At 39.7% G+C, this 26094-nt stretch carries 19 protein-coding genes and 3 pseudogenes; 15 read left to right on the plus strand and 7 right to left on the minus strand.

Going from position 1 to position 26094, the window contains the following annotated elements; all coding sequences use genetic code 11:
- Positions 1–166 precede the first annotated feature (166 nt).
- The 7 genes and pseudogenes from dnaK to carB all read left to right on the plus strand — a co-directional run bounded on the left by dnaK (position 167) and on the right by carB (position 10320).
- Positions 167–2083, plus strand: coding sequence for a molecular chaperone DnaK (gene dnaK, locus JCM15074_RS09085; RefSeq protein ID WP_025820913.1), 1917 nt, complete (start codon positions 167–169; stop codon positions 2081–2083).
- A gap of 108 nt (positions 2084–2191) precedes the next feature.
- Positions 2192–3336: pseudogene (gene dnaJ, locus JCM15074_RS21655) on the plus strand (molecular chaperone DnaJ).
- A gap of 59 nt (positions 3337–3395) precedes the next feature.
- The gene (locus JCM15074_RS09095) at positions 3396–4202 is read left to right on the plus strand and encodes a M48 family metallopeptidase (RefSeq protein ID WP_025820914.1); all 807 of its coding nucleotides are present in this window, start codon (positions 3396–3398) and stop codon (positions 4200–4202) included.
- A gap of 57 nt (positions 4203–4259) precedes the next feature.
- On the plus strand, positions 4260–4877 hold the full coding sequence (gene bamJ, locus JCM15074_RS09100) for a BamJ family beta-barrel-assembly machinery protein (protein WP_025820915.1): 618 nt from the start codon (positions 4260–4262) through the stop codon (positions 4875–4877).
- A gap of 52 nt (positions 4878–4929) precedes the next feature.
- Positions 4930–5742 carry a 4-hydroxy-tetrahydrodipicolinate reductase gene (gene dapB, locus JCM15074_RS09105; protein ID WP_025820916.1) on the plus strand — a complete coding sequence of 271 codons (813 nt, stop codon included), beginning with the start codon at positions 4930–4932 and terminating at the stop codon, positions 5740–5742.
- A gap of 155 nt (positions 5743–5897) precedes the next feature.
- A complete protein-coding gene (carA, locus tag JCM15074_RS09110; protein WP_148300767.1) occupies positions 5898–7070 on the plus strand; it encodes a glutamine-hydrolyzing carbamoyl-phosphate synthase small subunit in 1173 nt (390 codons plus the stop codon).
- A gap of 26 nt (positions 7071–7096) precedes the next feature.
- Positions 7097–10320: pseudogene (gene carB / locus JCM15074_RS21660) on the plus strand (carbamoyl-phosphate synthase large subunit).
- Between the two features lie 71 nt (positions 10321–10391).
- Here carB and JCM15074_RS09120 read toward each other — a convergent pair.
- Positions 10392–11060 carry a glutathione S-transferase family protein gene (locus tag JCM15074_RS09120; RefSeq protein ID WP_025820918.1) on the minus strand — a complete coding sequence of 223 codons (669 nt, stop codon included), beginning with the start codon at positions 11058–11060 and terminating at the stop codon, positions 10392–10394.
- Positions 11061–11316: 256 nt separating this feature from the next.
- Here JCM15074_RS09120 and JCM15074_RS09125 point away from each other — a divergent pair, with 256 nt between their 5' ends.
- The gene (locus JCM15074_RS09125; protein ID WP_025820919.1) at positions 11317–12735 is read left to right on the plus strand and encodes a hypothetical protein; all 1419 of its coding nucleotides are present in this window, start codon (positions 11317–11319) and stop codon (positions 12733–12735) included.
- Positions 12736–12907: 172 nt separating this feature from the next.
- On the opposite strand, the gene JCM15074_RS09130 is transcribed toward JCM15074_RS09125, so the two are convergent.
- Together JCM15074_RS09130 and JCM15074_RS09135 are read right to left on the minus strand one after the other, a co-directional pair.
- Positions 12908–14476 carry a coiled-coil domain-containing protein gene (locus tag JCM15074_RS09130; protein WP_025820920.1) on the minus strand — a complete coding sequence of 523 codons (1569 nt, stop codon included), beginning with the start codon at positions 14474–14476 and terminating at the stop codon, positions 12908–12910.
- Positions 14477–14887: 411 nt separating this feature from the next.
- Positions 14888–15481 (minus strand): hypothetical protein, encoded by a 594-nt coding sequence (locus JCM15074_RS09135; RefSeq protein ID WP_025820921.1) that lies wholly within the window; start codon positions 15479–15481, stop codon positions 14888–14890.
- A gap of 205 nt (positions 15482–15686) precedes the next feature.
- On the opposite strand from JCM15074_RS09135, the gene JCM15074_RS09140 reads away from it, so the two are divergent.
- Positions 15687–16493 carry a 3'-5' exonuclease gene (locus tag JCM15074_RS09140; protein ID WP_025820922.1) on the plus strand — a complete coding sequence of 269 codons (807 nt, stop codon included), beginning with the start codon at positions 15687–15689 and terminating at the stop codon, positions 16491–16493.
- A 117-nt stretch (positions 16494–16610) separates the two neighbouring features.
- On the plus strand, positions 16611–17474 hold the full coding sequence (gene pdxY, locus JCM15074_RS09145; RefSeq protein WP_025820923.1) for a pyridoxal kinase PdxY: 864 nt from the start codon (positions 16611–16613) through the stop codon (positions 17472–17474).
- Between the two features lie 476 nt (positions 17475–17950).
- Here the strand turns inward: pdxY and JCM15074_RS09155 are convergent, their stop codons facing one another.
- From JCM15074_RS09155 to JCM15074_RS09165, 3 genes are read right to left on the minus strand one after another with little or no spacing between them, the layout of a single operon-like run.
- Entirely contained in the window at positions 17951–18721 is a 771-nt protein-coding gene (locus JCM15074_RS09155) for a molybdopterin dinucleotide binding domain-containing protein (protein ID WP_084266983.1), read from the minus strand.
- Complete coding sequence (locus tag JCM15074_RS09160) at positions 18669–20060, minus strand: molybdopterin-containing oxidoreductase family protein (RefSeq protein WP_025820925.1); 1392 nt, start codon at positions 20058–20060, stop codon at positions 18669–18671. The genes JCM15074_RS09155 and JCM15074_RS09160 overlap by 53 nt, the downstream gene beginning before the upstream one ends.
- Entirely contained in the window at positions 20057–21682 is a 1626-nt protein-coding gene (locus JCM15074_RS09165; protein WP_084266984.1) for a Na+/H+ antiporter NhaC family protein, read from the minus strand. Before JCM15074_RS09165 ends, JCM15074_RS09160 begins: the two co-directional genes overlap by 4 nt.
- Here JCM15074_RS09165 and JCM15074_RS09170 point away from each other — a divergent pair.
- The 3 genes and pseudogenes from JCM15074_RS09170 to JCM15074_RS09180 all read left to right on the plus strand — a co-directional run bounded on the left by JCM15074_RS09170 (position 21606) and on the right by JCM15074_RS09180 (position 23725).
- On the plus strand, positions 21606–22580 hold the full coding sequence (locus tag JCM15074_RS09170; protein WP_025820927.1) for a hypothetical protein: 975 nt from the start codon (positions 21606–21608) through the stop codon (positions 22578–22580). The genes JCM15074_RS09165 and JCM15074_RS09170 overlap by 77 nt on opposite strands.
- A gap of 29 nt (positions 22581–22609) precedes the next feature.
- Positions 22610–23310 (plus strand): annotated as a pseudogene (gene mtgA / locus JCM15074_RS21665) (monofunctional biosynthetic peptidoglycan transglycosylase).
- Between the two features lie 13 nt (positions 23311–23323).
- Positions 23324–23725 (plus strand): NUDIX hydrolase, encoded by a 402-nt coding sequence (locus JCM15074_RS09180; RefSeq protein ID WP_025820928.1) that lies wholly within the window; start codon positions 23324–23326, stop codon positions 23723–23725.
- A 26-nt stretch (positions 23726–23751) separates the two neighbouring features.
- Here the strand turns inward: JCM15074_RS09180 and JCM15074_RS09185 are convergent, their stop codons facing one another.
- Positions 23752–24099: a hypothetical protein gene (locus JCM15074_RS09185; protein WP_025820929.1), complete on the minus strand. Its 348-nt coding sequence runs from the start codon at positions 24097–24099 to the stop codon at positions 23752–23754.
- A gap of 418 nt (positions 24100–24517) precedes the next feature.
- Between JCM15074_RS09185 and JCM15074_RS09190 the strand changes: the two genes are divergently transcribed.
- Positions 24518–24970: a hypothetical protein gene (locus JCM15074_RS09190; protein ID WP_148300768.1), complete on the plus strand. Its 453-nt coding sequence runs from the start codon at positions 24518–24520 to the stop codon at positions 24968–24970.
- Between the two features lie 13 nt (positions 24971–24983).
- A complete protein-coding gene (locus tag JCM15074_RS09195; protein ID WP_025820931.1) occupies positions 24984–25379 on the plus strand; it encodes a VOC family protein in 396 nt (131 codons plus the stop codon).
- Positions 25380–26094 lie beyond the last annotated feature (715 nt).

Consider the following 26094-nt stretch of genomic DNA (forward strand, 5'->3'; position numbering starts at 1 on the left):
TTTTTTGCCCTTGTAATCTTTTTGGCTGTCCCAATATATGAATCAAGGACGAAATTGGGTACACAAAAAAAGTGTGAAGTTAGGGCTTGAAATTAAATTCGCCTATCCCCATATCGAACAACAGATAAAGATTTAAGTATTATATTAGAAGTTTTTGGAGGACCCCATGGGTAAAATTATTGGTATCGATTTAGGCACAACTAACTCTTGTGTAGCTGTATTAGATGGTGGCAAAGCACGTGTGTTAGAAAATGCTGAGGGTGATCGTACCACTCCTTCTATCATCGCTTACACTGATGATGAGACATTAGTTGGTTCACCTGCAAAACGTCAGGCTGTGACTAACCCAACAAACACATTCTTTGCGATTAAGCGTTTAATTGGTCGTCGTTTCCAAGATGACGAAGTACAACGCGACGTAAGCATCATGCCTTTCAAAATCATTGCAGCTGATAACGGCGACGCATGGGTTGAAGAGCGTGGTCACAAAATGGCACCACCACAAGTTTCTGCTGAAATCTTAAAGAAAATGAAGAAAACTGCAGAAGACTTCTTAGGTGAGCCAGTAACTGAAGCAGTTATTACTGTTCCTGCATACTTCAACGATTCACAGCGTCAAGCAACTAAAGATGCTGGCCGTATCGCAGGTTTAGAAGTTAAGCGTATTATCAACGAGCCAACAGCTGCTGCACTAGCTTATGGTATTGATAAGAAGCAAGGCGATAACGTTATCGCTGTATATGACTTAGGTGGTGGTACTTTCGATATCTCTATCATCGAAATCGACAATGTTGATGGCGAGCAGACTTTCGAAGTATTAGCGACTAACGGTGACACTCACTTAGGTGGTGAAGATTTCGATACTCGCTTAATTAACTACCTAGCTGATGAGTTTAAGAAAGATTCTGGTCTTGATTTACGTAACGATCCTTTAGCAATGCAACGTCTAAAAGAAGCTGCTGAAAAAGCTAAGATCGAACTATCAAGCACAACTCAAACTGAAGTTAACCTTCCTTACATCACTGCTGATGCAACAGGTCCTAAGCACTTAGTGGTTAAAATCACTCGTGCTAAGTTAGAATCTTTAGTTGAGGATTTAGTACAACGTACTCTTGAGCCACTACGTGTTGCACTTAAAGACGCTGACCTATCAGTTTCTGATATCAACGAAGTAATTCTTGTTGGTGGTCAAACTCGTATGCCTAAGGTTCAGGAAGCTGTTACTGAGTTTTTCGGTAAAGAGCCTCGTAGAGACGTAAACCCTGACGAAGCTGTTGCGGTTGGTGCTGCTGTTCAAGGTGGTGTACTAGCTGGTGACGTTAAAGACGTACTACTACTAGACGTGACTCCATTATCTCTAGGTATTGAGACTATGGGTAGCGTAATGACTAAGTTAATTGAGAAAAACACTACGATTCCAACTAAGGCATCACAAGTGTTCTCTACTGCTGACGACAACCAAAGTGCGGTAACTATCCACGTACTTCAAGGTGAGCGTAAGCAAGCAAGCGCTAACAAGTCTCTAGGTCAATTCAACCTAGAAGGCATTGATGCTGCACCACGTGGCATGCCACAAATTGAAGTTGCTTTTGACATCGATGCTGACGGTATCTTACATGTGTCTGCAACTGACAAGAAAACGGGTAAAGCTAAAGATATCACTATCAAAGCATCTTCTGGTCTAAGCGATGAAGAAGTTGAAAAGATGGTACGTGATGCAGAAGCGCACGCTGATGAAGATAAAAAGTTTGAAGAATTAGTTCAAGCTCGTAACCAAGCTGACGGTCTAGTTCACGCAACTAAGAAACAAGTTGAAGAAGCAGGTGAAGCATTACCAGCTGACGAAAAGACTAAGATTGAAGAAGCAATGGCTGCAGTAGACACTGCAACTAAAGGTAACGACAAAGAAGCAATCGAAAAAGCTTCTCAAGCATTAATCGAAGCTTCTGCTAAGTTAATGGAAATCGCTCAAGCTAAAGCACAGGCTCAAGGCGCACAAGGTGGCCAAGAATCTGCTGCTAAAGACGCTGCCGATGATGTTGTTGATGCTGAGTTTGAAGAAGTTAAAGACGACAAAAAATAATTGAGTTTTAACACTTAATTAGCACTGGCGGGCGTTATGGGGAAACTCTAACGCCCGTTCGTATAAAGTCGATATAGTAAAACTTCAATAAAAAGAAAGCGTGGGAATATGTCAAAGCGAGATTACTATGAAGTTCTTGGAGTGGGTCGTGACTCTAGTGAACGTGAAATTAAAAAGGCTTATAAGAAATTAGCCATGAAATTCCACCCGGATCGTAATCCAGGTGATAAAGCTGCTGAAGCAAGCTTCAAAGAAGTTAAAGAAGCTTATGAAATTCTAACTGATAGCGATAAGAAAGCAGCTTATGACCAATTTGGTCATGCGGGTGTTGATCCTAATCGCGGCGCAGGTGGACACGGCGGTTTTGGCGGTAACGCAGATTTCGGCGATATTTTTGGTGATGTATTTGGCGATATCTTTGGCGGCGGTCGTCGCGGTGGTGGACGTCAACGTCAAGCTGCTCGTGGTAATGATTTACGCTATAACCTTGAGCTTTCTTTGGAAGAAGCTGTTCGTGGTTTAACCAAAGAGATCCGTATTCCTACTCTAGCTGCGTGTGACGAGTGTGATGGTAGCGGTGCTAAAAAAGGCACTTCAACAAGCACTTGTACAACCTGTCACGGTGCCGGTCAAGTACAGATGCAACAAGGGTTCTTTGTTACCCAGCAGATGTGTCCAACTTGTCATGGCCGCGGTAAGATTATTCCTGATCCATGTCCTAAGTGTCACGGTGAAGGTCGTGTAGAAAAGAGCAAGACGCTATCAGTTAAGATCCCTGCCGGGTTGATACTGGTGATCGCATCCGTCTAACTGGCGAAGGTGAAGCAGGCGAGTTTGGTGCACCAGCGGGTGACTTATACGTACAAGTCACAGTGCGTGAGCACTCAATCTTTGTTCGTGATGGTAATAACCTATATTGCGAAGTACCAATTTCATTTACTACTGCTGCGGTAGGTGGTTCAATCGAAGTGCCAACATTAGATGGCAAAGTGACATTGAAGATCCCAGCAGAAACACAAACTGGCCGTATGTTCCGTTTACGCGGTAAAGGCGTTAAGTCTGTACGCAGTCATGCAGTAGGTGATTTACTGTGTAAAGTTGTGATGGAAACACCAGTCAATTTGAGCGAAAAGCAAAAAGATATGCTGCGTGAATTTGAAGCAACATTGACTGCAAAATCAAAGAAGCATAGCCCTAAGGCTGAAGGATTCTTTGATGGCGTTAAAAAGTTCTTTCAAGATTTGAATAAGTAATTAATTCAGTGATCTTGCAAAAAGCCCTGCCTTGCGGGGCTTTTTTAAAGGAGTACTTAATGAAATTAAAGCTTATTTTAATCTTACTGATGACCAGTTTTCTGGGTGGTTGTTTATTCGATAAATCACCAACAGGGCGGCATCAGGCGCTGTTATATTCTGAACAAGATATGGCAGCCATGGGTAAGACATCATTTGAACAGATGATTAAGACCCAACAAGTTAATCGTAATCCGGCAGTAAATGCGTATGTAAATTGCATTACTCAGCGGATTATTAACGAACTGCCAGGCCCTAAATTGCATTGGCAAGTCGTCGTATTTGATTCACCACAGGTGAACGCTTTTGCATTACCAGGTGGTTATATTGGTGTCTACACAGGCTTGCTTAGAGTGGCCAATACGCCTGACCAATTAGCGACAGTGCTCGCCCATGAAGTCGCGCATGTATTAGCGCAGCATGGTAATGAGCAGGTTTCACGTGCGCAAGCGACTGATTGGGGCTTAAAGCTCACCGATTGGGCCTTGGGACAAGCGGAAACAGAACATCGTCAGTTAGTGATGGCGGCATTAGGGTTAGGCGCCGAATATGGTGTGATTTTACCTTTTGGCCGCGCACAAGAAACTGAAGCTGATGTGATGGGATTAACTTTAATGGCCAAAGCGGGTTTTAATCCTAAAGCAAGTATTGCACTATGGCATAATATGGCCAAAGCATCTGGTGGCGCTAACCCACCTGAGTTATTGTCGACTCATCCGTCGAATGATAGCCGCATTGAAGAGTTAACTAAGCTGCAACGGGAAGCTGAACCTTTGTACCGCCAAAGTATGAAACAAGGTCTACCGCAGTGTCGACTTGGACGTTAACACAGTAATATACCCAGTGTATTACCTTTTTTTTAATAACATTGAGAGTAAATGATTATGTCTGATAAGTTCAGCACTATTGAACTGCAAGCAAGCTACGGCGTTGGTCGTCAATTAGGCGAGCAACTAGCTGCAAACTCATTTGAAGGTATCGATATCAACGCTGTTCAAGTGGGTCTAGCTGACGCATTTAATGGCCAAGCAAGTGCTGTTGCAATGGAAGATTTGCAAATTGCATTTACCGAGATCAGCCGTCGTCTACAAAAAATTCAAGAAGAAGCTGCTGAAGCTGCTTCTGCTGAAGGTGTTGCATTCCTAGCTGAAAACGCTAAGCGTGATGGCGTGTTCGTTACAGACTCTGGTCTACAGTACGAAATCATCACTGAAGGTACTGGCGCTAAGCCAACTGTTGATTCAACAGTACGTACTCATTACCATGGTTCATTCATCAATGGTGATGTGTTCGATAGTTCAGTTGCTCGTGGTGAGCCTGCTGAATTCCCAGTTTCTGGTGTTATCGCTGGCTGGACTGAAGCATTACAAATGATGCCAGTTGGTTCTAAGTGGAAGCTAACAGTACCTTCTCATCTAGCATACGGTGAGCGCGGTGCAGGTGGAGCAATTCCTCCATTCGCAACCCTAGTATTTGAAGTAGAATTACTTGATATTATCTAATATTGAGCCTAACGCCTGAGTTTATCTCGGGCGTTTTTTTATGGAGAGTTTCATGAGTGATTTGATTAAAGTTGCCATTACAGGTGCCAGTGGTCGAATGGGCCGGACCTTAATTGAGGCTGTCACTGAACATAAAAACCTTGAGTTAGGAGCGGCTTTCGAGCGTACAGGTTCAAGTTTAATTGGAGTGGATGCTGGTGAGTTAGCAGGAGTAGGGACATTAGGTGTCACTATTAGTGCTGATATTCATGCAGCAATAGATGATTTTGATGTATTAATTGATTTTACTGCACCAGAAGCCAGTTTACAGTTTCTTGAACTGTGCGCTCGTTACCAAAAACCGATGGTGATTGGTACGACAGGTTTTAACCAAGCGCAAAAGTTACAAGTGGCAACATTTGCAGAACAAGTTCCCGTTGTGTTAGCGCCTAACATGTCTGTTGGGGTTAATTTGATGTGGAAGTTGCTTGAAATGACTGCACAAGTCATGGGCGAATATACCGATATCGAAATTATTGAGGGTCACCACCGCTATAAAAAAGACGCACCATCGGGCACAGCGCTAAAAATGGGCGAGGTGATTGCCAATACGTTAGGTCGCGATTTAGAACAGTGTGCAGTTTATGGTCGGGAAGGAATCACTGGCGAGCGTAAGCGCGATACCATTGGCTTTGCCACTATTCGTGCAGGTGATTTAGTGGGTGAGCATACTGCTATGTTTGCTGATATTGGTGAGCGTTTAGAGATCACTCATAAGGCATCAAGCCGGATGACATTTGCTAATGGCGCTATGCGTGCAGCCTCTTGGCTCAATCATCAAGATCCTGGGCTTTACGATATGCAGCAAGTGTTAGGGTTGAGTTAAATTTGTAAAAACCGTCAATATGACGGTTTTTTTTGATTTTAAAAGAAAAAGCTGGACAACTTAATTAGTCACCTATAAAATGCGCGGAATTTGTCAAATTTTCGTATTTTTACGGATATTGGTATTTTAAAAATATATAAAAACCTTACATATTAATGGCTTGGCTCTTTTCGGAGGTCGCGTTGACAAAGTCTGCCTTACTCGTACTTGAAGATGGAACTGTATTTTCTGGAACAGCTATCGGAGCTGATGGAATTGCTGTTGGAGAAGTCGTTTTTAACACTTCTATGACAGGTTATCAAGAAATCCTTACTGACCCATCTTATTCTCGTCAAATCGTCACTCTTACTTATCCCCACATTGGCAACACCGGCACTAATAATGAAGATACCGAATCAGATGCAGTTCATGCATGTGGTTTGATTATTCGTGATTTACCGTTAGTGGCGAGTAGTTTCCGTAATCAACAATCGCTTTCAGATTATCTAAAAGCAAACAATGTGGTTGGTATCGCAGATATTGATACCCGTAAGTTGACCCGTATTTTACGTGAAAAAGGTGCACAATCTGGTTGTATCCTTGTAGGCGATACAGACAGTGCGAAAGCATTGGCTGCCGCGCAAGCGTTCCCAGGACTAAATGGCATGGACTTAGCCAAAGAAGTGACTACTGAGCAAAGCTATCAGTGGCGCCAAGGTAGTTGGCGTTTAGTCGGTGGTTTGCCTGATGATTCTCCAGCCACCGAGTTGAAATACAAAGTGGTTGCTTATGACTACGGTGTTAAGCGCAATATTTTGCGTATGTTGGTTGACCGTGGTTGTGATGTGACTGTTGTACCTGCTCAAACCCCTGCAGCTGAAGTATTAGCAATGAATCCTGATGGGATTTTCTTATCAAATGGTCCTGGTGATCCAGCGCCGTGTGATTACGCTATTGAAGCAATTCAAACCATTTTAGACACTAATATCCCGGTATTTGGTATTTGCTTAGGTCACCAATTACTGGCATTAGCGTCTGGTGCGAAAACCTTAAAAATGAAGTTTGGTCATCACGGTGCTAATCACCCTGTGAGTAATATTGATCAAGGTAATGTGATGATCACCAGTCAGAACCACGGTTTTGCGGCCGATGAAAGCACACTACCGAGCAATATTCGAGTGACTCATAAGTCATTATTTGACGGCTCATTACAAGGTATTCACTTAACGGATAAGCCGGCATTTAGTTTCCAAGGTCACCCTGAGGCGAGCCCTGGTCCAAATGATGCTGCTCCATTATTCGATCACTTTATCGAGTTGATTGAACAATATCGTTATTTAGCTAAATAGTCTGTTTCTAGGAGAAGAAATAAGCAATGCCAAAACGTACAGATATAAAGAGTATTCTTATCCTAGGTGCTGGCCCAATTGTGATTGGCCAAGCATGTGAGTTTGACTATTCAGGCGCTCAAGCTGTAAAGCCCTTCGTGAAGAAGGTTACCGTGTTATTTTGGTGAACTCTAACCCTGCCACCATTATGACCGACCCAGAAATGGCTGATGCAACTTATATTGAGCCGATTCATTGGGAAGTTGTGCGCAATATTATTGCCAAAGAACGCCCAGATGCCATCCTACCGACTATGGGTGGCCAAACCGCACTGAACTGCGCATTAGAACTTGAAGCTAAAGGTGTTTTAGCAGAGTTTAATGTGGAGATGATTGGTGCTACGGCTGATGCGATTGATAAAGCAGAAGACCGTAGTCGCTTTGATAAGGCGATGAAAAGTATCGGCTTAGCATGTCCTCGTGCGGGTATTGCCCATTCAATGGAAGAAGCTTACAAAGTTCAAGCTGATGTGGGTTTCCCTTGTATTATCCGTCCTTCATTTACTATGGGTGGCACGGGTGGCGGTATCGCTTATAACAAAGAAGAGTTTGAGGATATCTGTTCTCAAGGTCTTGAGTTATCGCCAACTAACGAATTATTGATTGATGAATCATTAATTGGTTGGAAAGAGTACGAGATGGAAGTGGTTCGTGACCGCAACGATAACTGCATTATCGTTTGTTCAATTGAAAACTTCGACCCAATGGGCGTCCATACTGGTGACTCAATTACGGTTGCACCAGCACAAACCCTAACGGATAAAGAATACCAATTAATGCGTAATGCCTCGTTGGCAGTACTGCGTGAAATTGGTGTTGAAACAGGTGGTTCAAACGTACAGTTTGGTATTAACCCTGTTGATGGCCGTATGGTCATCATCGAGATGAACCCTCGTGTATCTCGTTCATCTGCATTAGCGTCAAAAGCAACGGGTTTCCCTATTGCCAAGATTGCGGCTAAGTTAGCAGTGGGTTTCACCTTAGATGAATTATCAAATGATATTACTGGTGGTTTAACTCCAGCATCTTTTGAGCCTGCTATCGACTATGTTGTCACTAAAATTCCACGCTTTAATTTTGAAAAGTTTGCCGGTGCCAATGACCGCTTAACCACACAGATGAAATCTGTGGGTGAAGTCATGGCGATTGGTCGCACTTTCCAAGAATCATTGCAAAAAGCATTACGTGGCCTTGAAGTGGGCAAAAATGGGTTAGACCCAATTGTCGACTTAGAAGACAGTGAAGCGATGACACGTATTCGTCATGAGCTAAAAGAGCCTGGTTGTGACCGTATTTGGTATATCGCTGATGCCATGCGTGCAGGTTTAACGCTTGATGACATTTTTGCTCTGACCAATATTGACCCTTGGTTCTTAGTGCAGATGCAGGATTTAATTGCCTCAGAAGCTCAAGTTAAAGAACTTGGTTTATCCGGCCTCAATGACAACTTATTACGTCAATTAAAGCGCAAAGGTTTCTCTGATTCACGTTTAGCAGATCTTGCTGGTGTGAGCGAAAAAGAGATGCGTAAGTTGCGTTACCGTTTCAATATTTTGCCTGTGTATAAGCGCGTTGATACTTGTGCGGCAGAATTTGCGACAAATACGGCTTATATGTACTCAACTTATGAAGATGAGTGTGAGGCTAACCCATCAAATCGTGACAAGATCATGATTCTAGGTGGTGGTCCTAACCGTATCGGCCAAGGTATTGAATTTGACTACTGTTGTGTTCATGCGGCATTAGCGCTGCGCGAAGACGGTTATGAAACCATTATGGTTAACTGTAACCCTGAAACCGTATCAACTGATTATGATACTTCAGACCGTTTATACTTCGAACCTGTTACTTTTGAAGATGTGCTTGAAATCGTCCGTATTGAAAAGCCAAAAGGCGTTATCGTTCAGTACGGCGGCCAAACACCACTTAAATTAGCACGTGATTTAGAAGCCGCTGGTGTGCCAATTATTGGTACGAGTCCTGATGCTATTGACCGTGCTGAAGACCGTGAGCGTTTCCAGCAAGCCATCGTTCGTCTTGGCATGAAGCAACCTGAAAATGATACTGTAACAACCGTTGAAGGTGCGGTGATTTCAGCTGAGCGTATCGGTTATCCATTAGTGGTTCGTCCATCATATGTACTGGGTGGCCGCGCGATGGAAATCGTATACGATGAGCAAGATTTACGTCGTTACTTTAATGACGCAGTGAGCGTATCAAATGCATCACCAGTACTACTCGATCGTTTCTTAGATGATGCAATTGAAGTGGATATTGATGCGGTATGTGATGGTGAGAAAGTGGTTATTGGTGCGATTATGGAGCACATTGAGCAAGCGGGAGTTCACTCTGGTGACTCTGGTTGTTCGCTACCTCCTTACACGCTTAGCCAAGAAATCCAAACTCAGATGCGTGAGCAAGTTGCTAAGTTGGCGATGGAGCTTGGTGTTGTGGGCTTAATGAACGTACAGTTCGCGGTTAAGAATAACGAAATCTATATGATTGAAGTTAACCCGCGTGCAGCTCGTACTGTACCGTTTGTTTCTAAAGCAACCGGTGTGCCTCTTGCTAAGATTGCAGCTCGCGTGATGTCGGGACGTAGCTTAACTGAGCAAAACTTTACCCAAGAAGTGATTCCACCTTATTACTCTGTAAAAGAGGTGGTATTACCGTTTAACAAGTTCCCTGGTGTGGATCCATTGTTAGGCCCTGAAATGCGCTCAACAGGCGAAGTGATGGGTGTTGGTAATACTTTTGCTGAAGCATATGCAAAAGCGCAACTTGGCTCAGTTAAAGACATTCCAAAGACGGGCCGCGCCTTATTGTCTGTCCGTAATAGCGATAAAAAGCGTGTTGCAGACCTAGCGGCTAAGTTAATTGAGCTAGGCTATGCGATTGATGCGACTCACGGTACTGCGGTTGTGCTTGGTGAAGCGGGCATTAACCCTCGCTTAGTGAACAAGGTACATGAAGGTCGTCCACATATTCTTGACCGTATCAAGAATGGTGAATACACCTATATCGTTAATACCACGGAAGGTCGTCAAGCGATTGAAGACTCGCGTCAATTACGCCGTGGCGCATTGCGTTATAAGGTTAATTACACTACAACCATGAATGCTGCATTTGCAACGTGTATGGCGCATGCTGCGGATGACCGTTCAAATGTTAACTCAGTACAAGAGTTACATGAGCGTATCTTAAAAGCATAATTTGTTGTGTATTTCGCCCTGAAATAGATTGAAAGGCCACTGCAAAGTGGCCTTTTTACTTATCGATATTTTTATTTACCAACCATCTGTTGGATCTGTTTTATTTTCTCTTCGTCAGAAAGCTCTGATGGTGGTGGGGTTAGTATCCCTATTTGACATGCAGGCCGCTGCGCTAATTCATCTAACCAACGCTGTAGATGGGTTAAACCTGTTATATCAACGCCACTCCATTCATGAATGCGTGCCCATGGCCACGCGGACATATCAGCAATTGAATAATGGTTGCCTGCAAGGAATGGATATTGAGCCAGTTGGGTGTCCATCACTTCAAATAAGCGCCGACCTTCTTTTTGATAACGTTCAATAGCAGCTGGAATTTTTTCAGGGAAATAACGATAAAATACATTCGCTTGCCCCATCATTGGCCCTAATCCCCCCATTTGCCACATCAACCATTGGATCACTTGCGAGCGCTCGTTAGGAGATTGACCTAAAAAGCTGTCAGTTTTTTCTGCTAAGTAGAGCAGGATTGCACCTGATTCAAATACCACAAAATCATCATTACCAGTATCAACAATCGCAGGGATACGACCATTGGGATTAATGGCAGTAAACGCTGGCTGTTTTTGATCTAGGGCACTTAAATCGAGGTGATGGACACGGTAATCAAGCCCCATTTCCTCTAGGGCGATTGACACTTTATGACCATTTGGGGTTGCTGCTGTGTAGAGCTCAATCATGACTATTTCCTTATGTAAAAGACGAACAATAAGGTGCTGCTTTGATGAGCATGTCATTGATTGTTGTTTTATTCAACAGTCGTTTAAGGCGGAGTTATACGGCTTATGAGCAAGTTATAACCTTTGACTATATGGGGTTTGTTTTTTAACCATGATATAGCTATAGAACATAATAATTACTGCTGCTAATAATAAAGTTAACTACTTTGCCGTTTATTTAGCTGAACAGTATTTCTATATAGGGTATGGAGAATATATGCAGCCAAATAAATTGTGTTACCTGTTTTTACCTCTTTTTTTAAGTGCTTGTGGTGGTTCTGATGATAATAGTGCATCGCCAGTTGTCGAAGAAGCACCTGCGCCACAATATATTACCGCTTCATTTATGAAAACGATTAATAAATGTAGGGATGAACAGCCAAACCTCGCTTACGACATTTTTGTACATAATTCTGATGGTACAGTGAAGTCAGAACATAAGCCTGAAGCTGACGGCTCATTTAGTGTTGAGTGGCAAGCTGGAGAGCATATTTCTATTGTGCATAACAGTGATAATTCAGGATTAAGAGTCACGAGTTATGTTGCGGTTCCTGCTGGTGATTTAGGTAAGTTTGTTAGTTATAATCCTGATGCTTATATCGTTGATGAACAGTGTACTTGCCGTAATGTAAAACTTGATTTTACTGATGTAAAAGCGACTTACTCAAATTATGATATTACTGTGGGAGGATATAATCGAAATATAACAGATATTATCTATTCTCATGAAATTTGTAAGACATCTGAACAATTAGCTGAACCTTTATTTGTTCGTCTTCAATCTTTGGATTTAGAGGTAGCCTTTGCTGCAGTAATTGGTAGTGAGCAATTAACCAATGATGAGATTATGGTGCAGCCTAGTTGGTTTGAAAATGATGTTAATCAGGCTCAATTTTTGACTGTAACGGATATTGGTATTGATGGTGCGAGCAACTCAATGAGGACATTTGCGAATACGGAATATGGGCGTCAATATTATTATTTAGATGATGAAATTAATTTATATACTTTTGATGGGCTATATGAGGATAGTTTGCTTCAAGCTAACAATCTTAAATATATAAATAATGTTATGGGAGACTCTTTGTATTTTGCAATACAAAGACAGAAAATTACTGATGTGAACTTAGTTTATAATTTTGGATTTACTGATAACTCTGAAGTATTAATGTCAGAAGCTGAACAATTGTTAACGGGTTTTGAGGGAGATGCCAATCAAGTTGATTATGACTTTTCAGATGATATCCAAAAGCATATAGTCTTTGGGACGTACTTTTATGATGCTACAAATAATTACGGTATAGATGTATTTGCACCAATTAAGGGGACTATGCCTAATTTACGTTTAAATGGGTTTTATGAAGCAATGTTAGATAATATGCAGCCTGATGACTTTTATTTTGATAAATTTGGTTATAGAGGGTTGACTAGTTATTCACATTATTTAAGTGAACGAGCCAAATTTACTCGGTTACCTAATTTCAAATTACCTACTATTTTTAATCAATACAATAATGATTTTCTTTATATCAGTCTGAATAACACCAATAAACAAGCTGCTACTGCAACATCGAATATTAAACAATTAAATCAAAACCGTATGCTTAATAGAGAGGCGAGTATATTAAGAAAGTAACTAGATAATTACTAGCTTGTCTTATTTTTGAATAGATTATTCATTTGATTAGGCCGCAAATATTGCGGCTTTTTTTGTCTGTGGATTATAGAGTATCAAAAATTGTAGTATGGGTTGTAAATAAAAACCGCATCATTTGATGCGGTTTTTTAGTTTAGCTTATTGATAAAGCCTATTCACTCGTGGGCTTATTGGGTTCTGCTACAGAAGCGTCATCTTTAACTTCATTTGACGCCGCATCAGCATCTGGGGCTTTGGTCTCGGTCACCGTTTTAACTTCATCAATCGGGTCTGTTGCATCAAGCTCTGCTGCAAAGCGGCGAAGGTAGAAGCTTGCTAGCGCTAGCATTACACCTGTTACTGCGGCAATTAATGCTAATGAGCCGAACCAAACTAAGGCCACTATGCCGACCATTTGGCGTTCAACTTGCTCAGCAGACTCTTTACCGTATACGTACATCGCTAAACGATATACTTGGTTTTGGTTCATAAGGTGATTGATTTGGGTATTGAGTAAACGCTGATCATTACGCAGTTTGAAGATTTGCTCGTCTAATTCAAAAACGGCTTGGCTAATCACTTCAAGTTCAGCAAGTTTTTTTACTTGGTAACTTTCGATTTCAGCCTTAGTCATTTGGTTAAGCTCAAAATGTTTATTTTTTTCATTTTTAGCTTTATTAACAATGGCATTACGCAGACGTGCATTTTGTGAGTAACGGTCTACAATTTCTTGTTTTTTCTCATCAATACGCTCATTGATATCTTTAATTCGACGCTCGTATTTCTTGTTCACAAATTCAATTTGTTGGCGTAACTGGTTTTCCATAGTTGATTGTTGCTCAAGTGCTGTGCCACCTAAGAAACCTGTGGTAATTGTCGCTAATTGACGTTCTTTTTCAGTCACAAGTGCGCGATATTTTTTCTCAACTGCAGCTCTAGTGAAGAAGTTAGAATCATCTAGTTCACGTTTCATTTCAGCTTTTAATTCATTTAACTCAGTTAATAAGCGTTGGCGTTCTTCTTTACTGCCAGAAACATTACTGACGATGGTTGACGTAAAGCGCTCTTCAATTAACTCTTTTTCAGCATTCCAATCACGGTAATACTCATCACGAATTGCCATCATTTTTTCAATATCTTGCTTTATGCCTGGTTCAAAACCTGAATTAATATTGGCGAGTTGTTTTCTTTGGCTTAACTCTATAACTGACAGTGTTTGGTTAAGTTCTTCATCTGCAGTTTGAGTTTGAGTTTCAATTTCTGATAGCAGCTCATCTTCGGTGAATTTTTGACGATGTTGTTTGCGCTTCTCAAGCAATTCAATTTGCGCATCAACATTGATAATTTCATTTTTACGATTATCAATTGCTCGGCTTAAATTTGAAAAATTACGCTCAAAGCCATTGAGCATAGTTTCAAAAGTGATAATACATAGAAAGAGTACGAAAAATAGAAAAATGCCACGCCATAACAGGTTTTTGACATTCATAAAGGTGAATACTAACGGGATTTTACAGAGTTCAACTACCGCGACGAGTAGGAAGGGGAGACCTGCAATTAAAATGGCAGAAGTGCTGTCAACGGCATTAGTCTGTTCATAGGTTGCAATTGAATTATAAGCAGAAACGGCCATTAAAATTGAAATAGTAAAGCCGATTAGTACTGCTATAACTTCTACTGTCCAAGCCAGTCGAATAAGAAATTTTGAGTAATACTTTATATTTGTTCTGTCGTAATACATAGCAATCATCCGATCGTTAAGTTAAGCAAATCTATTTCAACTGAATGAAATAGCACCCCAAATATGTGGAAGTTGATTTTATGAGTGATCAATTTCTTACCAACATCCGATGTTGAGGGACTAGTTTTGCAGACGCAAGCTTGGGCTTTCACTGAGGCTTAATCGGTACAATTATCTAGTTCTGACTTGCTTCCATTACGTCGCACAGAAATAAAACAAAACAGTAACATATCGTTAAAATTTGTAAATATTATTTTAACTTTATCTTATTAATTTTTTGCTGTTTTAGGTGGATTTAATGCTTTGGTATGACTGACAAAAAGAGATGATGGGCTATGTGTAAAATGGAAGTGAGAAATAATAGATAAGGAGGATAACTATCTCTCCTTATCCTAAGTAATAGTTCATTGACTACTGTTTATTGATAATGACAGGACCTAAACCAATACGACATTTTTGGAAGCCTTTACTAAATGCATTGATATAGTCTTGCTTGCTTCCTGCTAACCCTTTTGGTGCTTGGGCATAATCTTTATCTGCATTTAGTGTACCTTGCAGCGCATTTTTACATCCTTGGTCATAACCATACTGACTAATATTTTTGTAATGAATAACAACAGGTTTAGTGTGAGTTGGTACAGGCGGTAAAGCTGGAGGCGTTTGGGCCTCTGGTAATTTAGCAGATTGTGCCGGAATTTGTGCAGGGCCTAAGCCATTTTGACAACGTTTGTAGCCGTGTCGCCAGCCATCAATAAATGCAGATTGGCTTCCATGATTTTTAGGTGCTGTTAACCATGCACTATCAGGCGATGGTTCACCAGTAAGTGCACTGCTACAAGCCTGATCATAGCCATATTGGTACATTTGGATATTAGCGGGTGTTAATGGATAACTCTCTACAATTTGGTTGAGATCCATTGTTTCTATCTGTTTAGGTACTTGAGGTGAGCTACTACATGCAGATAATAAGGTGACTAAACTTAGGGCTACCCAGTGCATTTTCATGGATTGTGCTCCTTTGAGCAAAATTGTCGCGAAACTGATACATATGTAGCGATTTTAGTCTCAAATACAATAAATGCCAGTGTATTTTAGTTAATCTAAATATATTTGTGGTCAGTTGATAATTATCTTTAAAACAATTAGATACCATACAGATTAATCTTAGTATTATGATGGCTTTATATATCCAGCATGAGTGATAGGGATAATGAGTTTATTGTTGCAGTTATTAACGGGAGGCCGAGAAGGTCGCTTATCACAATATTTAGGTAAAGATTCACAGCAATATATCGATTTATTATTGCAGGCTGAAGCTGATTTTTTTCAATTACATCAACCTAAATATGACTATCTAATTTTTAAAATGCAATTAGTGAGTCGATTATCAGCCAAGCAATTACAACTGTTACCTGAATATCAAGTAGGCGATAAACAGATTGTTCTTGTTGATGATCATAATATGCAGCAAGTCATTGATAACTTAAATCAAGCCAATATATTAGGGTTTGATACTGAAACTAGAGCCAGTTTTGAAAAAGGTCGGCAGTATCCTATTAGTTTAATTCAACTTGCCGATGTAAATGTTTGTTATCTATTTCAAATTGAACAACTTAGTGATTTGTCTTTGTTAGCCGATATTTTAAATAACGATAAAATTACGAAGGTGGGGATTGGTTTACGCCAAGATCAATATCAACTGCAACGTGATCTAGCTATAAGTTTACGAGCAGGATTTGATCTACAGTGGCTAATGCAACAATTAGGTGGGGCTAAACAATTGGGTACTAAAGCGATTGTTTCTCAGGTTTTACAATGCACTTTGGCTAAAAGTAAGCAATTGAGTTTATCTAATTGGCAAGCAATACCATTGACCAATGAACAACAGCTTTATGCAGCGCTTGATGGATTCGTTGCAAGGGAGTGTTTTATGGCTTTAATTGCACAATTGAAGCCATATCAAGCAAGCATGGAACCTGCAATATTACGACGATTAGGCTGTTTTTTTGAAGATTAAAACAACCTCGATTTATAAATTTATTGCGCTATAATGCGCGCCTTGATGCCTAGTTGAATACAACAAAAGTATATGACAGGCCGCCGTTGCAGGCACTTATTTTTTAAGGTATTTACCATGAAGCGAATTTTATCGATCCAATCTCATGTTGTATTCGGTTGTGCAGGCAATAGTGCTGCAGTTTTTCCTATGCGCCGTATGGGTATGGAAGTTTGGCCTATCAATACGGTCCAGTTTTCTAATCACACGCAATATCAGCAAGGTTTTAAAGGTATCGCCATGCCTGCTGGACATATTGAGGCGTTAGTTGAAGGATTAGAGGCTATTGGTGCAACCGCTAAATGTGATGCTGTACTGAGTGGTTACTTAGGTTCTGCGGAGCAAGGTGCTGAAATTCTAACTGCGGTCGCTAAAGTTAAAGCTGCAAATTCAAATGCGATTTATTTTTGTGATCCTGTGATGGGTCATCCTGAAAAAGGTTGCATTGTTGCTCCTGGGGTCTCAGAGTTCTTAGCGAATGATGCGTTGGCTGTTGCTGATGTGATTGCCCCTAATTTACTCGAACTTGAAACCTTAACTAATCAACGTATTGACACTATTGAGCAAGCAATTGCAGCGAGTCAGTCTTTATTAGCTAAGGGGGTTCAGGTTGTTGTTGTTAAGCATTTAAGTCGAGCTGCGCGTGATCATGGCCGTTTTGAGATGTTACTGACAACAAAAGAGGGCAGTTATATTATTGGTCGCCCACTTTATGAGTTTGAACGTCAGCCTGTCGGGGTAGGTGATTTAATCAGTGGTATTATGCTGGCGAATTTAATGGCAGGACACGAGCCTATCGTTGCTTTTGAGCGTATGAATGCTGCGGTTGACGCTGTATTATTAAAAACCTTTAGCGTGAATGAATACGAGCTACAATTGATTGCAGCGCAAAATGAAATTGCTGTGCCAACTATTCGTGTGAGTGCTGAAAAGATTGCTTAAATGCTGACTTAGTCATAAAAAACCGCGAATATTCGCGGTTTTTTTTATGAGCTAAATTGAGCTTATGCTTTATACCAATTCCACTAAATAAGTGATCAATTCAGAGCCACTCAGACTTTTCAATTCAAGGCGCATTGATGAAGAAATGGTTATTCCCTTTTAAGTCAATGCAAAGCAGAAGTGGAAGGTCTGAGAGGCTCACGTAGTGCGGGTTTCAAAGCCCTTCATGCTACGTTGGAGGCTCTCGATATACGACTGCATGGATGCAGAAGGTACTAGTCCATGGATGGACGTAGGTAGAATAATGCAGGAGCAATTATCGAGAGCAACGCAGGAGCTTGTTGCCGAGAATAACTATTAGCTTCAAGCCTCTGCAAGGCACATGGATGTGCCGAATGTCTGTATTGCACGACTATATGGATATAGGAGGTAGAATAACGCAGGAGCAGTTATCGAGGAGCAAATACTGACCTTGCCTACAGGGCTTTGAATTCCCGCTGAAAGAGCACATTATTAATGGAATTGGTATTATATATTCGGCAAGGTAAACCATTAATATAAAAACTACCGATATCACTATGTTGGCCAACATTATTACTGGTTAACACATTGTAATTAGCTTGGAATGCTCCATTAAGTGACTGCGCACCTTGTTCTGGAAACCACCAACTTAAGTCTGCGACAATGAGATTCTCGGTTAAATTCTCATCAAATTGTACTGTTTGATAAATGACTTTATTCGGTGCAGTTTCGATTGCAGCAAGATCGCCTTGATTCAAACCAAATTCATCAGCAAGTTCTGGGTGAATGCGCACTAAAGGTATTGGGTGAGCTTGTCTTAATGCATTAATTTGCCGACCATGAGAAAACATATAATGTCTTGGCTTTGCTGTGGTAACACGTAGTGGATATTGCTCTGTTACCGGTAAATTAGGTCGGTAAATAGGTAATGGATCTAATCCCAACTTAGCCAGTCGTTCACTATATAGTTCAACTTTAGTTGATGCAGTAGGGAAGCCGTGAGAGTGATAACTAATGGTGGCGGACTGGTCATGTGTTTGTAATAAACTGCCCTGTTGTTTTAATTGTTGAAAACTGATTGGACTTGGCGATAAAGCTTGTTGCCAGAATAGATCTTCATCATAAACAGGCATAACCCCCATTGCATGACCAATCTCTGCAATAATTTGAATATCAGCTTTTGCTTCGCCAACTTGAGTCATTGCCTCTTGGTAGTGAATCGACATCTTGACCTTGGCTAATACCTTGATACTCCATAAAGCTTGCTGCTGGAAAAACAATATCAGCCATTAACGCAGTAGGTGTCATAAATAGTTCTGATACTGCTAAAAAGTCCAGTTGCTCAAATGCTTGCTTTACTTGTTGGCTATCTGGCCAGCTTAGTAGCGGGTTGCTACCAACGATTAGGCCCGCTTTTATTGGGTAAGGCTTGGCTGTGAGCATCGCTTGAGTTAAGCCTTGGCTCGTTGCTCTGAAATACTCTGGAATAGCTGGGGTTCCAACACTATTAGCTCGGGCTTTTGCATCACAGTGATTGACATCATTTTCATCATAAGGCCAACGACCATTGATTAATGTGGCCCCTTGTGGGCGGCTGTGGCCTCCCGTCATTTCTAGATTACCTGAAATAGCCATTAACATGGCGATTACGCGGTTAACTTGCAAGCTGTCGGGGTTGTGGTCGAGAGCATTGCCACTCATTATTATTGCTGGTTTTGCTGTAATATAGTGTTCTGTTATTTCTTTAATTAAATCAAGATTAACACCGCATTGATTGGCAAGCTCTGTGAGTGAGAATGCTTGTAAGTGCTCAGATAACTCAGTAAATCCTAAGCAATACTGGCTCACAAATTGATGATCATATTGGTTAGAGTCAATCACTATTTTAAGCATTGCTAGCGCAAGAGCCAAATCACTGCCTGGGGTTAATGCTAACCAATAGTCTGCTTGTTTGGCATGATAACTACGTTGTGGGTCGATGCAAATTGTTGTTGCTCCAGCATCGATCGCTTGGTTAATCGCAGGCATATCAGTAAAGCGAGTATTATGTTTATTTACCCCCCAAAAAATAATGCATTCAGTGTGCTGATTAACATCATTACTCGGGTTATAACCCAAGGTATACTCCCGGCCAAACTTAGTCGGTGCCCAGCAAACTGTTTCTGGCCCATGAATATTCACACTATTACAATGATTAGCAAGTCGAAGTAGTTGAGTGTTAATAAAGTCTTTAGAGTAACCATAACTAAAAAATAAACTGTTATTACCATAGCGTTGTTGGCTTTGGTTAAACTGCTCAGCCGTTTCTGTTATAGCTTGTTGCCAGCTAATGGGTTGCCATTGCCCAGCGCCTCTTGCTCCTATACGTTTTAAAGGTTGGGTTAAGCGTGCTGGGTGTAACATTAAATCGATAGCGTGTAAGCCTTTTTTACATAATGCACCGTGAGTCACCGGATCATTTTTATCACCGCTAACTTTATATTGTTGTGGAGCGGTTTGGGTTATCGTTAGGCGGCAACCTGTACTGCATAGACCGCAAGTCGTTATTTTAGTTTGTTGATTCATGCTGCAGCCTGCATTGATTCTGGTTTTAGAATAGTTTTGCCTATCGCAACCAGCAGTAAGGTTATTAATGGCACCAGCCAAACATATACGGCATAAGGTGCGTATACGAGAGGGCTGACCCCCAATGTTGCAGTCATAAATGCACCTGCAGTCGTCCAAGGTAGTAACATGCCTGAAGTCATAGCACCTTCATTAAGTAACCGACTTAACATTTGCGGTGAAAAACCTCGTTCTTGGTATACCTCTTTATAAAGTGAGCCATTTAAAATCATTGAGATATAGACTTCGCTGGTGGCCATATTGCCTAAAACACAGGTGGCTAATGTCGTTGCAACTAGGCTAAGGTTAGATTTGATTTTAGGTAATATTTGTTTCAGTAGAACATGCAAAAAGCCAACGTGTTGTAGTAATCCACCCATTCCAAGAGCAATAAAAGCCAATGAGAAGGTCCACATCATGCTTTGGATACCGCCACGGATAAGTAGTTTATCCAAAAGTGCATCCCCTGATGTATGACTATAACCATAGTTGAGTGAAGCAAAAATTTGGGCAAGGGATTGGTCTTGTAGCAAGATGGCACAAATACCACCAACAACAACGCCCGCAAATAATGCAACTTGAGAGGCTACTTTTAATAAGGTTAATCCAAGTGTGATAGCAATCGGTAGCAACACCCAAGGACTGATATTAAAAATATGGGTTAAGGTTGTTTGTAATTGGTCTACATGACTAACACCCCCCGTTTCCATACCCATATAGTGATTACCCATAAAGTAATAAATAATGGTCACAATAAAGACAGTTGGTATGCCGACAAGGCTTAGTGATTTCAGATGATCTTGAACTTGGCTACCTACAGTTGCTGAGGCTAAAATGGTGACATCAGATACTGGTGATAGGTTAACACCAAATACTCCGCCAGAAATGATCATGCCAGCGATGACAGGCAGTGGGAATCCTAAACTAAGGCCCATTCCAATTAATGCAACACCAATGGTTGACGCTGCTCCCCAGTTTGTTCCAGTAGCATAAGTGATGGCACAACATACTAAAAATCCTGCAGGGAGAAAATATTGTGCAGATACAAAATTAAGGCCGTAGTAGATCAACGCCGGAATTGTACCAGCCAAAATCCACACACCAATAATCATACCGATAAGGATAAAAGCAAACATTGCCCCTGTCGCATTTTTAAGACTCTCACCAATGAGTTCAATCTGTTGGTTGAGGCTATAGCCGCAGCGCCAGCTCATTAGCATGGTAAATACAACTGCACAAATGAGTAAAATGTGAACATCTAAGTGTAAGGCGAGAATACCAAACATTAATCCAAAGGTAATTGCGCCTACAACGAGTGCAGATTCATTAAAGCTAGGAGGTCTGTGGGAGATTGCTGTCATAGTGATACAAATTGATAAAGATGGCGATTTTACGCTATATTGGATATATTCCAATCTGTAACGAGAAGCTAACGTGTTGTAAATTGCATGAAAAATTAAACTGTAGATAAATAATAAACAATAATGAAGTAGTTGAATGTGGAGTATGTTTATTGTTACTAATAGGTCACGTGCAAATAGTATTGATAACATGGTAATGATGAAAAAAACTATAAATAACATAGTATTACAATTATCGAGAGCGAAAGGTAAAATACAAAATCATCCTACAATATTAAAAGCAAAACAAATATGGCTATCACTTGGCATGGCGAAGAGGTGTTATTTAATTGCCATTATTTCTTTGTTCTGTTTTCAAGTTAAATTATCGGCATTATTAACTGTTATTGGTTTAGTTATAGAGTATTGGCCTAAGTTCGTTAGTTTATGGAACACCTTAATAGGTAAAGCCGTTATTCTATTTTTTTATGCGGCTATTGCCAATTTCGCTTTAGCCTTTAGTGCAATGATTGTTAATGAGGTCACCGGCGTTTCAGCCTCGGAATTTATATATACTCATAACTTTGGTTTACTGCTTTATCTGCCTGTATTAATAGTACTTATTTCACTGACTATGTTATTGGTGATTATCTTTATTGTGATGTTAGCAATACTATTAATGTTGCTATTAAAACCACTTCATTATTTTGGGATGAATTTTCTTAAGCAGCCTTATTTTATCCGATTAACGATTGTTAAAATTATTCTATTAATCAATATATTATCTATATTTGGTGAGTACGAGCAGGCTGAGTTTTTTACCATTAACAATACTAGATTGGTTGCTTTAGATAACAGTGGTAACAAAGAGGTTGAAACAACAAATCTTTCAGAAAATATCGATGTAGCTGAACATCAGGTAAAAACGAATTATCTATATTGGGTAAAACTGTTAGTTGCAAATTTTGCTTATCATTATGAAGGCGATAGCTATAGTCGTTGTCAAAAGAGCGATAATAGTAGTGTGGTTGAGCTTAATGATTTTGAAATTTTAGAAATAGTGCCAGATGATGCTCAACCTTATGGTTATCAATTTAACATCAAAAAGTGTCACTCAGTCGCTTTTCCATTAACATTATAGTTAAGCTGAGCAAGAGTTAAGGTTATCACTTGAGTAAATTGGGTAAAAGAAACACATTTTTTGGTGTTATTGGCAAGTTGCTATTGCTATGGATAGTGCTTTCTATGGCTTTAGTTGCAGTACTACGATTTATTAATCCTCCGACTTGGAGTTGGAAAATAATCCGTTCATTTTCAACGCCCCATGCAGCAGCCAAAGTACAGCATCAATGGTTGATTTGCAACATATCTCGCCCCAAATGCAATTAGCGGTTATTGCCTCTGAGGATCAAACATTTCCTGAAAATTTTGGGTTTGATATTGGCTCAATTATGGCGGCATTTGAACATAATGAACGTAGTGATCAGATTCGTGGTGCCAGTACGATTACTCAACAAACTGCAAAAAATTTGTTTTTATGGTCGTCGCGAAGCTATTTTCGTAAAGCGGTTGAAGCATGGTTTACTTTCGTGATTGAACTTGAGTGGGATAAATCTCGAACCTTAGAAGTTTATCTGAATATTATTGAATTTGGTCCAGGTATTTATGGCGTGGAGGCCGCCGCCCAACATTATTTTCAAGTACCAGCGGCTAAGTTAACGGCCTATCAAGCATCATTACTGGCTGCAATTTTACCTAATCCTTGGGGGTATAAAATAAAACCACCATCGGCATATATGTTACAGCGTTCAAGTTGGATCCAACAACAGATGCGGCAGCTAGGTTTACCTTATTTGAAATTAATGGATTAAAAGGGAGAAAACGATGGCTTATAACGATAAATTTAGATTGAGTTGTCATGCTGTTATTCTCAATGATACTGGGCAAGTATTATTACTTAAAGCAACCTATGGTGATTGTTGTTGGGGACTTCCAGGTGGTGCTATTGATGTTGGGGAAACCATTCACCAAACACTTGTTAGGGAATGTCTAGAAGAGTTAGGACAAACTGTGACTATTGATTACCTTTCAGGAGTTTACTATCACGCTCATTATCAATCACAAGTATTTATTTTTAAAGCGAAGCTAACTCAAGACAATATTTTATTGAGTCATGAACATAGTCAATATGGCTTTTTTGATATTGAGTCGTTATCAAGTGTGCAGCAGCGTCGTATTTACGATTGCTTGGCTTACAATGGACAAGTTAGAAGTTATCATTTTTAAACGATAAGGTAATATTCATCTTAGTTTTAGATTACCACCCGCTCCATGACCTGTAACATGCCAACCTGTATTAGTGCCACTAAACAAGTCAACATAAATGCGCCTTTCAACGTGGGTTGTAATACCCGCCAATAGATAATAAATAACCCTGTAAATATTAATGGTAAGGTGATGACGCCTTTAAAGAATGAAATAACTACAAAAATACATAAGCCAGCTAATATAGCGGCTGTGACGCAAGCTATTAGGCTAGTTAATTGTGCTCCTACAATTTCCGCTGCAAATTTAATTGGGATCAGAGTCAGTAACATCATTAATGCGATTTGCGATAAGTTGGTTGGTTGAATAAGCAGTATGTTTTCAGTTAAAGCCATTAATCTTGTCCATAAGCAATTAATTATATAAGTTGCATATTTGTAACACTTTACTACTAATAAATCGATACCAAGTTAATGTTTTTTACTGATAATCAAATGAAAAATATCGAATTGTTGTATTTATCCTATATTTGAAGGGTAGTAAATATGCATTTATTCAGGCATAACGAGTGTAAATAATAACGATATGTTTTTGAGTAGAATAACGTTTGTATTGTAGTTATTTATGCTAAAAAAAATGCATGTGGCAGTTACATTGGGATATGTATCTTTATGTTTATTATTTTTTATATGAGTAAAACATACTTGAACCATACACGGATTGATTAAAATATAATCAAGATGGTAGTATGTATTGCATAACTGATAATAAGCGCTACAGGGATACGTAGGGTGTAATTGAGCGAGGGGTAACATGCTTAGACATTTTTTGTGTTTATTGATGGCTACACAAGTTATTGCTTGTGCTAGTTACATTGATGATTTTAAACAGCTAATAGGTTTTAGCTCTGCAGAGATATCAAATGTTTATGTTGAACATGTGGTGTCATTTCCTAAAAATACCTACCAAATCAATTTTGATTATGAAATAGATGACTATATGGCGAATACTGGTGAGTATCATTGCCAAATTCATTTTCTTAATATTGATGGTGAACAATTTAATTTTTCAACCATTGATGGTGCCGTGTCTGCTTGTAATATTTCAGAGCAACATGGTGAGAAGTCTGTGACTTGGACTGTAGCTGCTGATGAATATGATCAAGGACGTTTGCCTGAGATTAATTATGTTATATCTATTAGTCATATGATAAATAATAAGAAGGTATGTATTGCCGAAACAAGGTTAAAAAAACTGAATTATTAAGGATTAATATAATATGTTAGCCATTACTCGAATTAATCATGTTGGTCTTAGAGTGAATGATTTAGATCGTAGTCGCCAGTTTTATCAAAAGTTAGGCTTTGAATTTATTGTTGGGCCGATTGGTCCTGAGCCTGTTGCGGTAATGGTACACCCTAGCGGTATCAATATTAATTTTATCTTAAATAGCAATATTGATGATGGCGTTAATATGCTAATGGATGTGACTGATAAATATGCCGGCTTTACTCATATCGCTTTACAAGTTGATAATTTAGCTATGGTAGAACAACAACTTATTGGATTAGGTCTTGAGATTAGTGGTGGGCCAATAAAAGTTGAAACAGGTGCTCAGTTTTTGTTTGTACGAGATCCAGATATGAATGTGTTAGAGTTTCATCAAACGGCTTAATTATGATTGTTGCTATTAAAATGCGATCCATGTTGGGGTCGCATTTTTGTTTTAACGCCTAATTGGTTTGTATAATAATTAGGACGTTTTTAGGTATGTTTTAATCCTACCATAATGATTTTATAGATAATTATTTATATTTATCCCCACCGTTTATTACCTCTGTATACCTGTTTGATTCCCTTTATTATCCTAGCGAAAGTGTCGATTGTCGCGCTTAATTAAATTGTACTTAGCATGTACTGAATTGCTGGTATGAATATTAGCTATTTATAAATGTGTTTAAGATAGTTAATAAATGGAGTCATCATAATTATCAAGATAATGACAAATTAGCTTTAATTGAACAGACGTTATTTGAATATATCTATGGTGCTACAGGTAAAGAGGTTTTCGCATATATGGTTGTTTCTTTGTTCCAAGATTATGCAAGACTAAATGTAGCTAAATATGTATGAGGTTATAGGTTAGTTAGATATTAAAAAACTGGTTATAAATAATAAGTTGGTTATTTAATAATTTATATTATAACAGTCAAGTAATTATTGTTGTTCAATAATAAAATTTTAACAACTAAAGGTGATAAAAATGAATAATCAAAATGAAAAAGTAGAGATCATTGAAGAAGCTTTAATAGATAGTGTCGCTGGTGGTCGTGAAGCTGGCTGTGAACTCGATATATGTCGTATTGATATATGCAGCTGTGAGTGGCCAT

Origin of the sequence: Shewanella marina JCM 15074 (genome assembly GCF_000614975.1) — a bacterium.
Taxonomy (GTDB): domain Bacteria; phylum Pseudomonadota; class Gammaproteobacteria; order Enterobacterales; family Shewanellaceae; genus Shewanella; species Shewanella marina.

What these genes read in the sequence shown, in the direction of transcription:
- dapB (WP_025820916.1), top strand. Translation starts at nt 4,930, where the DNA reads ATGAGTGATTTGATTAAAGTTGCCATTACAGGTGCCAGTGGTCGAATG.
- JCM15074_RS09130 (WP_025820920.1), bottom strand. Translation starts at nt 14,476, where the DNA reads ATGTATTACGACAGAACAAATATAAAGTATTACTCAAAATTTCTTATT.
- JCM15074_RS09095 (WP_025820914.1), top strand. Translation starts at nt 3,396, where the DNA reads ATGAAATTAAAGCTTATTTTAATCTTACTGATGACCAGTTTTCTGGGT.
- JCM15074_RS09135 (WP_025820921.1), bottom strand. Translation starts at nt 15,481, where the DNA reads ATGAAAATGCACTGGGTAGCCCTAAGTTTAGTCACCTTATTATCTGCA.
- pdxY (WP_025820923.1), top strand. Translation starts at nt 16,611, where the DNA reads ATGAAGCGAATTTTATCGATCCAATCTCATGTTGTATTCGGTTGTGCA.
- JCM15074_RS09185 (WP_025820929.1), bottom strand. Translation starts at nt 24,099, where the DNA reads ATGGCTTTAACTGAAAACATACTGCTTATTCAACCAACCAACTTATCG.
- JCM15074_RS09180 (WP_025820928.1), top strand. Translation starts at nt 23,324, where the DNA reads ATGGCTTATAACGATAAATTTAGATTGAGTTGTCATGCTGTTATTCTC.
- JCM15074_RS09155 (WP_084266983.1), bottom strand. Translation starts at nt 18,721, where the DNA reads ATGTCGATTCACTACCAAGAGGCAATGACTCAAGTTGGCGAAGCAAAA.
- JCM15074_RS09195 (WP_025820931.1), top strand. Translation starts at nt 24,984, where the DNA reads ATGTTAGCCATTACTCGAATTAATCATGTTGGTCTTAGAGTGAATGAT.
- bamJ (WP_025820915.1), top strand. Translation starts at nt 4,260, where the DNA reads ATGTCTGATAAGTTCAGCACTATTGAACTGCAAGCAAGCTACGGCGTT.
- dnaK (WP_025820913.1), top strand. Translation starts at nt 167, where the DNA reads ATGGGTAAAATTATTGGTATCGATTTAGGCACAACTAACTCTTGTGTA.
- JCM15074_RS09190 (WP_148300768.1), top strand. Translation starts at nt 24,518, where the DNA reads ATGCTTAGACATTTTTTGTGTTTATTGATGGCTACACAAGTTATTGCT.
- JCM15074_RS09165 (WP_084266984.1), bottom strand. Translation starts at nt 21,682, where the DNA reads ATGTTATTTATAGTTTTTTTCATCATTACCATGTTATCAATACTATTT.
- JCM15074_RS09120 (WP_025820918.1), bottom strand. Translation starts at nt 11,060, where the DNA reads ATGATTGAGCTCTACACAGCAGCAACCCCAAATGGTCATAAAGTGTCA.
- JCM15074_RS09125 (WP_025820919.1), top strand. Translation starts at nt 11,317, where the DNA reads ATGCAGCCAAATAAATTGTGTTACCTGTTTTTACCTCTTTTTTTAAGT.
- JCM15074_RS09160 (WP_025820925.1), bottom strand. Translation starts at nt 20,060, where the DNA reads ATGAATCAACAAACTAAAATAACGACTTGCGGTCTATGCAGTACAGGT.
- JCM15074_RS09140 (WP_025820922.1), top strand. Translation starts at nt 15,687, where the DNA reads ATGAGTTTATTGTTGCAGTTATTAACGGGAGGCCGAGAAGGTCGCTTA.
- JCM15074_RS09170 (WP_025820927.1), top strand. Translation starts at nt 21,606, where the DNA reads ATGTTTATTGTTACTAATAGGTCACGTGCAAATAGTATTGATAACATG.
- carA (WP_148300767.1), top strand. Translation starts at nt 5,898, where the DNA reads ATGGCTTGGCTCTTTTCGGAGGTCGCGTTGACAAAGTCTGCCTTACTC.